General features: G+C 72.8%; 11 protein-coding genes. 9 read left to right on the top strand and 2 right to left on the bottom strand.

Annotated elements, in window-relative coordinates:
* The first annotated feature begins 33 nt into the window (after positions 1–33).
* Positions 34–972, top strand: a complete 939-nt coding sequence (gene rsmI, locus J5Y10_RS14650) for a 16S rRNA (cytidine(1402)-2'-O)-methyltransferase (protein WP_408901584.1) — start codon at positions 34–36, stop codon at positions 970–972.
* 1 nt (position 973) lies between these two features.
* Here the strand turns inward: rsmI and J5Y10_RS14645 are convergent, their stop codons facing one another.
* Positions 974–1,210 (bottom strand): hypothetical protein, encoded by a 237-nt coding sequence (locus tag J5Y10_RS14645; RefSeq protein ID WP_209374764.1) that lies wholly within the window; start codon positions 1,208–1,210, stop codon positions 974–976.
* A gap of 120 nt (positions 1,211–1,330) precedes the next feature.
* Between J5Y10_RS14645 and J5Y10_RS14640 the strand changes: the two genes are divergently transcribed.
* The 3 genes from J5Y10_RS14640 to ydfG all read left to right on the top strand — a co-directional run bounded on the left by J5Y10_RS14640 (position 1,331) and on the right by ydfG (position 5,955).
* Positions 1,331–2,485, top strand: coding sequence for a glycosyltransferase family protein (locus J5Y10_RS14640; RefSeq protein ID WP_245214721.1), 1,155 nt, complete (start codon positions 1,331–1,333; stop codon positions 2,483–2,485).
* A gap of 384 nt (positions 2,486–2,869) precedes the next feature.
* Positions 2,870–5,203, top strand: a complete 2,334-nt coding sequence (locus J5Y10_RS14635; protein ID WP_209374763.1) for a xanthine dehydrogenase family protein molybdopterin-binding subunit — start codon at positions 2,870–2,872, stop codon at positions 5,201–5,203.
* Positions 5,200–5,955, top strand: a complete 756-nt coding sequence (gene ydfG / locus J5Y10_RS14630; protein WP_209374762.1) for a bifunctional NADP-dependent 3-hydroxy acid dehydrogenase/3-hydroxypropionate dehydrogenase YdfG — start codon at positions 5,200–5,202, stop codon at positions 5,953–5,955. The genes J5Y10_RS14635 and ydfG overlap by 4 nt, the downstream gene beginning before the upstream one ends.
* A 283-nt stretch (positions 5,956–6,238) precedes the next feature.
* Here ydfG and J5Y10_RS14625 read toward each other — a convergent pair whose 3' ends face one another.
* A complete protein-coding gene (locus J5Y10_RS14625) occupies positions 6,239–6,928 on the bottom strand; it encodes a sensor histidine kinase family protein (RefSeq protein ID WP_209374761.1) in 690 nt (229 codons plus the stop codon).
* Positions 6,929–7,057: 129 nt separating this feature from the next.
* Between J5Y10_RS14625 and J5Y10_RS14620 the strand changes: the two genes are divergently transcribed.
* The 5 genes from J5Y10_RS14620 to J5Y10_RS14600 all read left to right on the top strand — a co-directional run bounded on the left by J5Y10_RS14620 (position 7,058) and on the right by J5Y10_RS14600 (position 12,817).
* Positions 7,058–7,894: a DUF6502 family protein gene (locus J5Y10_RS14620; RefSeq protein WP_209374760.1), complete on the top strand. Its 837-nt coding sequence runs from the start codon at positions 7,058–7,060 to the stop codon at positions 7,892–7,894.
* A gap of 5 nt (positions 7,895–7,899) precedes the next feature.
* Complete coding sequence (locus J5Y10_RS14615; protein WP_209374759.1) at positions 7,900–9,129, top strand: DUF5666 domain-containing protein; 1,230 nt, start codon at positions 7,900–7,902, stop codon at positions 9,127–9,129.
* Positions 9,130–9,198: 69 nt separating this feature from the next.
* Positions 9,199–9,699, top strand: a complete 501-nt coding sequence (locus J5Y10_RS14610) for a metallophosphoesterase (protein ID WP_209374758.1) — start codon at positions 9,199–9,201, stop codon at positions 9,697–9,699.
* Positions 9,700–9,737: 38 nt separating this feature from the next.
* Positions 9,738–11,486: an ABC transporter transmembrane domain-containing protein gene (locus tag J5Y10_RS14605; protein WP_245214720.1), complete on the top strand. Its 1,749-nt coding sequence runs from the start codon at positions 9,738–9,740 to the stop codon at positions 11,484–11,486.
* A 65-nt stretch (positions 11,487–11,551) separates the two neighbouring features.
* A complete protein-coding gene (locus tag J5Y10_RS14600; protein WP_209374757.1) occupies positions 11,552–12,817 on the top strand; it encodes a hypothetical protein in 1,266 nt (421 codons plus the stop codon).
* The last annotated feature ends 8 nt before the right edge of the window (positions 12,818–12,825 follow it).

The following is a 12,825-nucleotide window of genomic DNA, read 5'->3' as shown; positions in this document are numbered from 1 at the left end:
CGGCACGGGGGCTGGAACTTGGGGGGCTGGAACGTGCAGGAAGACGAGACAGGGCCGGGACCCGGCGAGACTGGCGAGGATGCACGCGGGGCCCCTTCTGTTGCTGGCGGCGCCGCCGCCGCGCTGGCCCCGGGTTTATGGCTGGTTGCGACCCCCATCGGCAACCTGGGGGACCTCTCCTCCCGCGCGCTTGTGACCTTGCGGGCGGCGGATCTCGTCCTCTGCGAGGACACGCGCGTCACGGCGCCGATGCTGGCCCGCTACGGGATCGGCACGCCGCTGCGCGCGCTGCACGACCACAACGAGGCCGCGGAGGTGCCCCAGCTGCTGGAGCGGCTGCGGGGCGGGGCGCGCCTCGCCCTTGTCTCCGATGCGGGCACGCCGCTGGTGAGCGATCCCGGCTTCCGCCTGGCGCGCGCGGCGATGGAGGCGGGGCTGAACGTCTCCGCCGTGCCCGGCCCGAACGCGGCGGTGATGGCCCTCACCCTCTCAGGCCTGCCGCCGCTACCCTTCCTGTTCAACGGCTTCCTGCCGCCGAAGGAGGGCGCGCGGCGCGACGCCATCGCCCGCCTGCGCGCCGCCGAGGGCGCCGGCCTCTCCGCCACCCTCGTCTTCTTCGAGGCCCCGCACCGCCTGGCCGAGTGCCTTGCCGCCCTGGCGGAGGGGTTCGGGAACCGCCCGGCCGCCGTGGCGCGAGAGCTGACGAAGCGCTTCGAGGAGGTGCGGCGCGACACCCTGCCGGCCCTAGCCGCGCACTACGCCGCGAACGCGGCGCGGGGCGAGATCGTCGTGGTGGTCGGTCCCGCCGAGGCCGACGCGCCGAGCGGGGCGGAGGAGGTGGATGCCCGCCTGCGCGCCGCCCTGGCCGCCGGCGAATCGCTGCGGGACGCGGCGGCGATGGTGGCGGCCTCCACCGGCCTGCCGCGGCGGCAGGTCTATGCGCGGGCGCTGGAGATCGGGCGGGAAGGCTAGTTCAGGAGAGGACGCCCAGCGCCCGGAACAGCAGGGTGGCCACCGTGACCACCCCGCCCGCCACGGCACCGCCCGCCAGCCAGGGCGCCAGGCGCGTGTCGCGCTGGAACTTCGCGGCCTCCGCCTGCAGCTTGTGCTGCTCCGCCACGAACTTGCGCGTCTCCTCCTGCGCCCGCTCGATGCGGGCGACCTGCTCGGCGAAGTTCAGGCGGTCTGCGTACTCGGCGGCAGCGCTCATGGGGCGACCCTGTGATCGACGCGGGAAACATGCGCTTGCCCCGCCGGCCGATCAACCACCGACCGTTGCCATCCCTCACGCCCAGCCCTAGGCCAAGCGGCCCCGGACGGAGAGAGCAGATTGAGCGACGCGCCCCCTCTTCCCGCGCTGCACGCCCGCCCCGCGCCCGCCGTGCTGGACGTGCCGGTGGTCCTCTTCGCCTTCAACCGGCCGGACTACCTGGACCGCGTCTGCGCCTCTCTCCTCCGCCAGCGCGGCGCGGCGCTGGATCCGCGCCGGGTCTTCCTCCTGCAGGACGGCGCCGTCTCCCCGCGCTCCGGCCTGCGCTACGCGGAGGATTCCCAGGTCGAGGCCTCCATCGCCGCCTTCCGCCGCCATTTCCCGCGCGGCCACGTCGCCGCCGCGCCCCACAATCTCGGCATCGCCGCCAATATCCGCCGCGGCGAGGTGCTGGCCTTCGAGGCCCTGGGTGCCGACCTCGCCTATTTCTTCGAGGACGACCTGGAACTGGGCCCCGACTACCTGCGCATGATGGGGGAACTGCGCGCTCTGTCCGAGCGCGACGCCCGCATCGGCTACTTCGCCGCCTATGGCGACCACCACATCGCCCCCACCGGCCCCTATGTCTGGCTGGTGCGGATGCAGCACAACTGGGGCTTCGGGCTGAAGCGGGACGCCTGGCGCCGGCTCTGCGAGTTCCTCGTGCCCTATGACCGCATCCTGGACGGGGCGGACTACGCCTATCGCGACCACCTCGCGATCTTCCGCTGGATGGAGACCCTGCCCGTCTCCCGCCCCTTCTCCTCCCAGGACACGGCGAAGACCCTGGGCTGCGACGCGCTCGGCATCGCCCGCGTGATGACCGAGGTCTGCTTCGCCCGCTACATCGGCGAGAAGGGCTCCTCCTTCGACGAGGGCGTGTTCCGCGAGATGGGCTTCGAGGGCGCGGGGTGGCGGGAAGGCCCGGAGCACCACCTGGCCGAAGGGGTGGAAGGCGCCGTTTCCCGCATCATGGCCGAATCCCTGGCCATGCAGACGGAGCACCGCCAGAAGCGCCTGGCCCGCCTGCTGCAGGAGAAAGGCGCGGTCTGGATGGACCGCAACCGCCCGGCCACGCCGGAAGACGTGGCCTTCCTCTTCAGGATGCTGCTGGACCGCGTGCCGGAATCCGAGGTGGGCACCGGCCTGGTCGGCCGCCCGCTGCACGAGGCCCGCACCGCCCTTCTGACCAGCCGTGAGTTCCGCGGGCGCAATCCAGTGCCGCTCGGGGATTAGCGCGGTGCGGGTGGCCCCCAAGGGGCTCCGCCCCCTGGAACCCCCGCCAAGGGCCTGAGGCCCTTGGAACCCCGTCTGGCTGCCGCCGTGGCGTCCTGACATGGGGTTTCGGCGTGAGGGGATTGATTCTGCCCTTGCAGTCGCCTCGGGTCATAGACCCGAGGCGCACCGCCAGCCGAGCCAAACCAACTCGAAGAAAAAGATGATGGTGAGGCGTCCGGGGAGAGGAAGAATTCTTTCTTCCTCTCCCCGGGACAGACCGCCACCGAAGGACGGCCCCTGATCGAATGAGCGCGAGGGGGGCTTCCGCGTCGCAGCAACCCGGCCCAACTTGCGCGGATAGGCCGGGGCTTCCTGGCCCCCATGCCCCGACAGGATGCCCGCATGAACGCTCCGATCGATCCCTCGCGGCTGAAGTTCGGCATCGGCCAGCCCGTTTCCCGCAAGGAGGACCCGGTGCTGCTGCGGGGCCAGGGTCGCTACAGCGACGACCTCTCCCTGCCCGGCCAGGCCCATGCGGTGATGGTTCGGAGCCCTTATGCCCACGGGGTGATCCGCGGGATCGACGTCGCGGAGGCCCTGGCGATGCCGGGCGTGCTGGCCGTGATCACCGGACGCGACCTGGAGGCGGCGGGAATTGGCCCCATGCCGGTCGGCATCACCCAGAAGAACCGCGATGGCTCGCCCGCCCGCACCCCGACCCAGCCCGTGCTGACCACGGACAAGGTGCGCTTCGTCGGCGACCCCGTGGCGATGGTGGTGGCGGAGACGGCGAAGGACGCGCGGGACGCGGCCGAGGCCGTGGTGCTGGACATCGATCCCCTGCCCGCCGTGACCGAGGCGCGGGACGCCGCGGCCGAGGGCGCGCCGATCCTCTATGACGACGTGCCGGGCAACCTGGTCTCGGACTTCCACTACGGCGATGCGGCGGCGGTGGAGGCGGCCTTCGCGGGGGCCGCGCATGTCACGCGGATGGCGATCCGCAACAGCCGCGTCGTCGTCTCGCCGATGGAGCCGCGCTCCGCGCTCGCGACGGTCGAGGACGGGCGCTACGTGCTGCGGATGGGCAGCCAAGGCGTGTTCGGCATGCGCGGCAACATCGCCAAGGTCATGCATGTGGAGAACGAGGGGCTGCGCGTGCTGACGGGGAATGTCGGCGGCTCCTTCGGCATGAAGTCCAGCGTCTATCCCGAGTACCCGGCCCTGCTGCACGCGGCGAAGATGCTCGGGCGGCCGGTGAAGTGGACGGATTCCCGCAGCGAGAGCTTCCTGTCGGACAGCCACGGCCGCGACCATGACTTTGAGGTGTCGCTGGCGCTGGACGCGGAGGGACACTTCCTCGCGCTGCGCGTGACGGGCTTCGCCAATCTTGGCGCCTATCTCAGCAACTCCACCACGCTGCCGGCCACGATGAACACGGTGAAGAACGTGATCAGCGTGTACCGCACGCCGCTGGTGGAGGTTTCCACCCGCTGCATGCTCACCAACACCACCCCCGTCGGCGCCTATCGCGGCGCCGGGCGGCCGGAGGGCAACTACTACATGGAACGGCTGGTCGACACGGCCGCGCGGGAGATGGGGATCGACCGGGTGGAGCTGCGCCGCCGCAACCACATCCGCGCCGACCAGATCCCCTACAAGGCGCCGTCCGGCATGCATTACGACAGCGGCGACTTCCCTGCGATCCTGGAGGAGGCGCTGGCCGCGGCGGACTGGGACAACTTCCCCGCCCGCCGCGCGGAGAGCCGGCGCCGCGGCAAGCTGCGCGGCATCGGCATCGGCCACTACCTCGAGGTCACGGCGCCGCCGAACAAGGAGATGGGCGGCATCCGCTTCGACGAGGACGGCGGCGTGACGATTCTGACGGGCACGCTGGACTACGGGCAGGGCCATGCCTCGCCCTTCGCGCAGGTGCTGGTGGACCGCCTCGGCATCCCCTTTGACCGCATCCGCCTCCAGCAGGGCGACAGCGACCTGCTGATCGCCGGTGGCGGCACGGGCGGGTCGCGCTCCATCATGGCCAGCGGCCAGGCGCTCTCCACCGCCAGCGCGCAGGTGATCGAGAAGGGTCGCCAGCTCGCGGGGCAGGTGCTGGAGGCCTCGGCGGAGGATATCGAGTTCGAGCCCTCGTCCGAGAATGGTGGCCGCTTCGCCATCGCCGGCACGGATCGCGGCATCGGCATCATGGAACTGGCCACGGCGGCGCGCGGCATGGGCGAGAGCCTGGATGTCTCCACCACCGACCAGTACGAGGACAGCGCCTTCCCGAACGGCTGCCACATCGCCGAGGTGGAGATCGACGAGGACACGGGCGAGGCGGAGGTGGTGCGCTACACCACCGTCAACGACTTCGGCGTGCTGGTGAACCCCATGCTCGTCGCGGGCCAGGCGCATGGCGGCATCGTGCAGGGCATCGGCCAGTGCCTGACGGAGCAGACGGCCTATAGCGAGGACGGGCAGCTCCTCTCCGGCTCCTACATGGATTACGGCCTGCCGCGCGCGGCGCACGCGCCCTTCTTCGGCTTCGCCAGCCATCCCGTGCCCGCGCGCACCAACGCGCTGGGCGCCAAGGGCTGCGGCGAAGCGGGCTGCGCGGGCTCCCTCCCCTCCGTCATGAACGCCATCGTGGACGCGCTGGCGGAGCGGGGCGTGACGCATGTGGACATGCCCGCCACCCCCGCGAAGCTCTGGTCCATCCTGCACGAGGGCGCGGCATGATCGTCCTCGTCACCGGCGCGACCGCGGGCTTCGGCCTGGCCATTGCCCGCCGCTTTGCGGGGGACGGCGCGCGAATCATCGCCGCCGGCCGGCGCGCGGAGCGGCTGGAGGCGCTGCGGGACGAGCTGGGCGCGGAGACGGTGCTGCCCCTGGCGCTCGACGTGCGCGAGCGCACAGCGGTGGAGAGGGCGATTGCCGGCCTCCCCACCGAATGGTCCGCCGTGGACGTGCTGGTGAACAATGCCGGCCTCGCCCTCGGCCTACAGCCCGCGCAGAAGGCAGATCTCGACGACTGGGACGCCATGGTGGACACCAACGTGAAGGGGCTGATGTACCTCACCCACGCGGTGCTGCCGGGCATGGTGGAGCGCGGGCGCGGCCACATCGTCAACATCGGCTCCACCGCCGGGGAGTGGCCCTATCCCGGCGGCAATGTCTACGGCGCCACCAAGGCCTTCGTGCGCCACTTCTCCCTCAACCTTCGCGCCGACCTCTTCGGCACGCCCGTGCGCGTGACGGATATCGAGCCCGGCCTCGTCGGCGGCACGGAGTTCAGCAACGTCCGCTTCCACGGCGACGACTCCAAGGCAGCGGCCGTCTACCAGGGCGCGGAGGCGCTGACGCCGGAGGACATCGCGGATGCCGTCCACTGGGTCGCCTCCCGCCCTGCCCGCGTGAACATCAACACGCTACAGGTAATGCCGGTCGCGCAGAGCTTCGGGCCGCTGCGGGTGCACAAGCCGGGGGCGTGACGCTGCCCCGGGGAGAGGACGAAGGAATTCTTCCTCTCCCCGGACCCGTTCGAAGCAGTGCTTCGAATCCATCATCTTTTTCGTCGAGTTGGTTTGGCTCGCCTGACGGTGCGCCTGAGGTCGATGACCTCAGGCGACTGCAAGGGCAGGATCAATCCCCTCACGCCGAAATCCCATGTCAGGACGGCGCGGGCGGCAGCCAGACGGGGATCCAAGGGCCTCAGGCCCTTGGCTCGGGACCGATCAGAACAAGCGCAGGGCAGGATGACCCGAGCGCAAGGTCCTACGGCCCGTGCGGCAGGTCCATCGTGGCGCGCGTGCCGTCCTGGATGCGCTCCAGGGTCGTCGTACCCTCGTGCAGCCCGGCCAGAGCGCGGAGCAGGTCCAGGCCTTCCCCGCCGTCGCGCGCGCCGCAGTAGCCCCAGCCGTCATCCTCCACCACCAGCCGCGTCCAGCCCTCCGCGGAGGAGAGGCAGACCTGGATATGGCCGACCAGGCGGGCGTGCATGCCGTGCTTCACGGCGTTCCCCACCATCTCGTGCGCGGCCCGCAGGGCGGTCGGGCGTAGCGGAACGGGGCAGTCTCCCTCCACGGTCACGGCCAGGCGCAGGATCTGGTCGGGGTCGCCCATCAGTTCCAGCGTCGCCTCGCAGACGGAGCGCAGCCGGTCCTCCATGCCACCCGGTGCATGGGTGAAGCCGAAAAGGGCGTTGGAGAGGGCGGCGCTGAGCATGACGCGCCGCTCCACCTCCAGCATCAGCCTCTGCCCCTCCCGCGTCTCCTCCAGGCCCCGCACCTTGGAGACCTCGGAGAGGATGCGCTGCAGCGCGTTCTTCGTGTGGTGCCGCAGCAGGCCGATCGAGACCGCCTCCGCCTCGCGGGTCCCGGCAGCCGGGCGGGGCGGCAGGGCGGACCAGGGCGTGTCGTGGCGCAGGGAGCGGGCGGAGAGGAAGGTCATGTTCGGGCGATCCATCAGGGGCGTTCGGGAACCTGGGTGGGCTGGCCGGAGGTTATGTGGGAAAATTTCCCACGTCAATCCAATGTGGGACTTTTTCCCACAATGACAGCGTGCTATGGAACGGGCCGGCCTCTGCTGGACTCCATGCCCCCCTCGCCCCCGCCGGCGGACACCCTGCTCCGCCCCCTCCGCCGCCTGTTGCGCCCGCTGGTGCGGCTGCTGATCCGCGCCGGCTTCACCTTTCCCGTGCTGGCGGAGCTGCTGCGCGGCCTCTACGTGGAGGTGGCGGCGAGCATGGCGGAGGACGCGCGCGGACGGACGGATAGCCGCCTCAGCCTTCTCACTGGCGTTCACCGCAAGGAGCTGCGACGCCTGCGGGAGACCCCACGCGAGGTTGAGGAGGTTCCGGCCGTGGTGACGCTGGGCAGCCAGGTGATCGCCCGCTGGCTTGGCCTGCCCGGCTATGCGGATGCGGAGGGCCGCCCCCTGCCCCTGCCCCGCAGCGCCCCCGCCGGAGAGCCCTCCTTCGATGCGCTGGTTGCTTCCGTCACCACCGATGTCCGGCCGCGCGCCGTGCTGGACGGCTGGCTGGAGGGGGGCGTGGTCACCGCCGGCCCGGACGAGCGGCTGCGGCTGAACGTCGCCGCCTACCTGCCCAGCGAGGACCTGGAGGGGCGGCTCTTCTACTTCGCCCGCAACCTGCACGACCACATCGCGGCGGCCGGCGCCAACATCTCCGCGGGCGGAATGCCGCCCTTCTTCGACCGCAGCCTGCACTACGACCGCCTGCCCCCGGAGGCCGCCGCGCGGCTGGAGGCGGCGGGGCGCGATGGCGCGCAACGCCTGCTGCTGGAGATGAACCGCCTCGCCCTCTCGCTGCTGGAAGCCGGCGAGGCCGGGCCCGGGGAGCCGACGCGGCGGGTGAACCTCGGCATCTACCTCTACGCCGAGGACGAGCCGCGGGCGGCACCGGAAGGGTGAGCCGGATGTCGCGTCCCCTCCCCCCGCCCCGCGCGGAGCGACTGGCCTTCGCCGCATGCCTGGCGGGGCTGCTGCTGGCCGCCTGCACCGCCCAGCCGCCCGCCCCCGTGCCCATGGCGGCCCCGGCCGGTCTCTGCCGCATCGGCCGGGATGGCGGCCCCCCGCCGCTGGCCGAGGGTGAGCGCGGCATTGGCGGCACCGGGATTCTCGCATCGGCGGAGGGCGAGCGCGGGATCGGCGGCACCGGGAGCCCCAGCCTCGGGATCGTCGGTGTCGTCACCGGCTTCGCCAGCATCTGCGTGAACGGCCTGCACGTGGCCTACGACCCGGACCAGCCGGTGGAGGCAGCGGACGGCCCCCTCACCCCCGCCGCGCTGCGCGTCGGCCAGGTGGTGGTGGTGGAGGCGACGGGCCCGGACGGCGCCCTGCGCGCCCGCCGCATCGGCCTGCGCCACGAGCTGGCCGGCACGGTTGAGGCCGTCGAGGACGGCGCGATCCGCGTCGCCGGCCAGCGCGTGGCCACCGCCGGCGCCCTGCCGGCCGGCCGCGCCTGGCGGGTGGGGGAGGCCGTTCTCGTCAGCGGCCTGCGCGCGCCCGACGGCAGTCTCACCGCCACCCGGATCGACCCGCGCCCGGCCGGCGGCGCCACCCTCGTCTTCGGCCGCCTCACACGCCTGGGCGGTCCCGCGCGGATCGGCAACCTCCCCCTCCGCGTCGCGCCGGGGGTGGAACTGCCGCCGGACGGCGCGGTGATCGCGCGCGGGCGGATGCAGGACGGCGTGCTGCTGGCCGATTCGGTGGAGCGCGACCGGCTGATGTGGGACCCGCCCGCCTATTTCGGCGCCGGCCGCGTGCTGATCGAGGCCTGGACAGTCTCCGGCGGCGGCCGGCTGCTGCTCGGCCCCGGGCTTTCGGTGCCCGCCGGTCCCGGTGCCATGGGCGCCCCCGGCCGGCGCGTGGTGGAGCTGCGCGGCGGACCCAACGGCCCCTCCGCCGCCCCGGCCGGCCGCGCCGCGCCCGAGGCCCCGCGGGGCGAACGGGCCCCCATGCCCGACCGCGGCTTCGAGGGCCGCCGCGGGCTGGAGCGCGGCGCCGGGGGCCGTTGGGACAGCCCCGGCCGCGCCGAGGCGGCCGGGCGCGGCGACCGGCCGGGCCCGGATACCCCCGGCGGAGGCGCCGGAGGGGGCGGGCGCGGGCCCGATGCGGCCCCGCGCGGCGGGGCGCCGGGGCGGTAGGCGGCCCCCCAAGCTGACAAGGCGGTTAGGAACGCTGTCGCCGCGCAGGCACCGCCCCATTTCCCGTGGATGCGAAGCTGGTTCACCGCTGACACCCATTTCGGCCACGGCTCCCTGCGGGCCCTGATGCGCCGCCCCTTCGAGACGACCGCCGCGATGGATTCCGCGCTGGTCGCCGCCTGGAACGCGGCCGTGGCGCCGGAAGATGAAATCTGGCACCTCGGGGACTTCGCCGTGGGGCACGGGGATCCGGGCGGGCTGCTCGCTTCCCTGCAAGGCACGAAGCACCTGGTCTGGGGCAACAACGACCCGCCGGCGGTCCGCGCCCTGCCCGGCTGGGCCAGCGCGGGCCCCATGGCGGAGATCGAGCGGGAGGGGCGGGCGCTCGTGCTCTGCCATTACGCACTGCGTCACTGGAACGGTCAGCGGAAAGGGGCCTGGAACCTGCACGGTCATTCCCACGGCACCCTCAAGCCCCTGCCCCGGCAGTTCGACGTGGGAGTGGACCCGCGCGGCTACTGCCCCGTCAGGCTGGACGACCTGCGCGCGCCCCCCGGGGTGGCGGCTTGAGCCTCACCGCCGGCATCCCGGGGCCGAGACCCGGCCCGATGAGCCGCCTCCCCGCGCTCCGCATCGTGCTGCCCCTGCTGCGTGCCCATCCCGGCCGCGTGGCGGGCGCGGTGCTCGCCATGGGGGTGGCCGCGGGCCTGCTGCTGCTGCTCGGCCAGGGGCTGCGGCACATGGTGGACCAGGGCTTCGAGAGCGTGGAAAGCCTGAACCGCCAGGCGCTGCTCCTCTTCGGCCTCGTCGTGCTGCTCGCCGTCAGCACGGCGTCCCGCTTCTACCTTGTCTCCTGGCTCGGGGAGCGGGTGGGGGCCGCGCTGCGCCTCCGGGTCTATTCCCACGCGCTGGACCTGCCGCCGAGCTTCTACGAGCAGCGCCGGACGGGTGACGTGCTCACCCTCCTCACGGCCGATACGGAGATCCTGCGCGGCCTCGTCGGTGCCGCCGTCTCGCAGTGGCTGCGCGCCCTCGTCACCGTCTGCGGGGCGCTGGCGATGCTGTTCTACACCAGCCCGCACCTCACCTTCATCGTCATCGCCGTCACGCCGCTCATCGTCGTGCCCCTCGTCCTCTTCGGGCGGCGGGAGAGGCGGCTGAGCCGCACGGCGCAGGAGCGCGTGGCCGATCTCGGCGCCCAGGCGGAGGAGACGCTGAACGCCGTGGCGACCGTGCAGGCCCACAACCACGAGGCGGCGGACCGCGCCCGCTTCGCGGAACTGGCGGAGGAGAGCGTCGCCGCCTCCCTCGCCCGCATCCGCGTGCGGGGGGGTTTCATGTTCTGCCTCATCCTGCTGGGCTTCGGCGCCATCACCCTTGCCCTCTGGGTCGGCGGCCACTCCGTGCTCGCCGGGCGGCTGACGGGCGGGCAGCTCTCCGCCTTCGTCTTCTACGCCGTGCTGCTCGCCAGCTCCGCCACCTCCCTCTCCGAGCTGTGGAACGAGGTGCAGCGCGCGGCGGGCGCGGCGGAGCGGCTGGGCGAGTTCCTCGGCGTCACGCCGGATATCCAGGCGCCCGCGCGGCCCGTGCCGCTGCCCGCGCCCACCGCCGGCCGCCCCGTCGGTCGGCTGGCCTTCGAGAATGTCCGCCTCCTCTACCCCAGTCGCCCGGACCGGGCGGCGCTGGACGGGGCCTCGCTGCGGGTGGAGCCCGGCGAGACGGTGGCGGTGGTCGGACCTTCCGGCGCGGGGAAATCCACCCTCTTCCGGCTCGCGCTCCGCTTTAGCGACCCCGATGCCGGGCGGGTGACGCTGGACGGCGTGGACCTGCGCACGGCCGACCCCGCCGCCATCCGCGCGCGCATCGCCCTCGTTCCCCAGGAGCCCGTGATCTTCGGCACGGACGTGACATCGAACATCCGCTACGGCCGCCCCGACGCGACGGAGGCCGAGATCCGCGCCGCAGCCCGCGCCGCCGACGCGGAGGGCTTCATCGACGCCCTGCCCCAGGGCTACGCCACCTTCCTCGGCGAGAAGGGCGTGCGCCTCTCCGGCGGGCAGCGCCAACGCATTGCCATCGCCCGCGCCGTGCTGCGCGACCCGCCCCTGCTGCTGCTGGACGAGGCGACGAGCGCGCTGGACGCGGAGAGCGAGGCCGCCGTGCAGGCCGCTCTCGCCCGCCTCGCGCATGGCCGCGCCGTGCTCGTCATCGCCCACCGCCTGGCCACCGTGCGCCGCGCGGACCGCATCCTGGTGATGGAGAACGGGCGCTTCGTGGCGGAGGGCACGCATGACGCGCTGGTGCGGGAAGGCGGGCTCTACGCGCGGCTGGCGCGGCTGCAATTCGCGGGGATGTAGGGAGCGGGGTTGAGAGATCCCGTCCGGCTCACATCTCTGGGTTCCACCGCTGAGACGGAGTGAGCATGCGGATCCTCGCCATCGGCCCGCGCGCCTATCTCGGCGACGTCTACCTCTCCCTCCGCCGGGAAGGCCACGAGGTCCGCGTCCACGCGGAGGACCCGCCGGAGCGCCGCGCCTTCGGCGGCATCATCGAGACCGTGCCGGACTGGCGGGCCGAGCTGGACTGGGTCGGCCGCGACGGCATCATCTTCTTCGAGCGCATCGGCCGAGGCGCGATCCAGGAGGAGCTGCGCGCGCAGGGCTACCGCGTCGTCGGCGGCAGCACCTTCGGCGACCGGCTGGAGGCGGAGCGCGAGTTCGGCCAGACCGTGCTGCGGGAGGCCGGGCTCGCCATCGCGGAGAGCCACTCCTTCGCCCATCCCTCGCTCGCGCTCGAATGGCTGGTCCGCCACCCCGGCCGCTATGTGCTGAAGCACGACGACACCGCCCGCACCACCTTTGTCGGCGACCATCCGGAAGGCGCGGACCTCGCCTTCATGCTCCGCCGCGCGGGCGAGGGCCGCGTGCTGCTGATGGAGCGGCTGGACGGGGTGGAGGTCGGCGTCGGCGCCTATTTCGACGGGACCCGCTTCCTCCGCCCTGCCTGCATCGACTTCGAGCACAAGCGCTTCTTCACCGGCGAGATGGGCGAGATGACCGGCGAGATGGGCACCCTCGCCGCCTATGACGATTCCGAAAAACTCTTTGCCGCCACGCTGGACCGTATGGCGCCCCGCTTCGCGGAGGCCGGGCATGTCGGCTACGTGAACCTCAATCTCATCGTGAACGAGCGGGGCGTCTGGCCCCTGGAGTTCACCTGCCGCTTCGGCAATCCCGGCTTCGCCGTGCTGGCCGCGCTCCAGCCCGATGGCTGGGGCGACCTGATGGCCCGCATGGCCACTGGCGGCACGGAGCGCTTCACCGCCCGCCCCGGCTGGTCCGTCGCCATCGTCCTCACCGTGCCGCCCTTCCCCGCCCACACGGAATCCTCCGCGCCCGACGAGGACCCGCCCGTCTTCTTCCTCCGCCAGCCCGAGGGCGCGGAGCTGGACCGCTACCACCTCGTGGACGTGCGGATGGAGGACGGCCAGCTTCTCGGCCACCGCCGCTCCGGCCACCTGATGATCGTCACCGGCACCGGGACGACGGTGGAGGAGGCGCAGGAGGACGCCCGCGCGCGGGCCCGCAACGTCGTGGCGCCGGAACTTCGCTGGCGCGCGGATATCGGGGACCGGTTCCTCAGGGGCGAGCGGGAGAGGCTGCGCGGCCTGGGATGGTTGCCCGTCTGATAAGGGGG

Origin of the sequence: Roseomonas indoligenes (assembly GCF_017813365.1) — a bacterium.
Lineage (GTDB): Bacteria > Pseudomonadota > Alphaproteobacteria > Acetobacterales > Acetobacteraceae > Roseomonas > Roseomonas indoligenes.
This window is presented reverse-complemented; position numbering and strand designations above follow the sequence as displayed.

Bases quoted from the DNA above. Each gene is read 5' to 3' on its own strand.
- J5Y10_RS14645 (WP_209374764.1), bottom strand. From the start codon at position 1,210: ATGAGCGCTGCCGCCGAGTACGCAGACCGCCTGAACTTCGCCGAGCAG.
- J5Y10_RS14635 (WP_209374763.1), top strand. From the start codon at position 2,870: ATGAACGCTCCGATCGATCCCTCGCGGCTGAAGTTCGGCATCGGCCAG.
- ydfG (WP_209374762.1), top strand. From the start codon at position 5,200: ATGATCGTCCTCGTCACCGGCGCGACCGCGGGCTTCGGCCTGGCCATT.
- J5Y10_RS14625 (WP_209374761.1), bottom strand. From the start codon at position 6,928: ATGGATCGCCCGAACATGACCTTCCTCTCCGCCCGCTCCCTGCGCCAC.
- J5Y10_RS14620 (WP_209374760.1), top strand. From the start codon at position 7,058: ATGCCCCCCTCGCCCCCGCCGGCGGACACCCTGCTCCGCCCCCTCCGC.
- J5Y10_RS14615 (WP_209374759.1), top strand. From the start codon at position 7,900: ATGTCGCGTCCCCTCCCCCCGCCCCGCGCGGAGCGACTGGCCTTCGCC.
- J5Y10_RS14610 (WP_209374758.1), top strand. From the start codon at position 9,199: ATGCGAAGCTGGTTCACCGCTGACACCCATTTCGGCCACGGCTCCCTG.
- J5Y10_RS14605 (WP_245214720.1), top strand. From the start codon at position 9,738: ATGAGCCGCCTCCCCGCGCTCCGCATCGTGCTGCCCCTGCTGCGTGCC.
- J5Y10_RS14600 (WP_209374757.1), top strand. From the start codon at position 11,552: ATGCGGATCCTCGCCATCGGCCCGCGCGCCTATCTCGGCGACGTCTAC.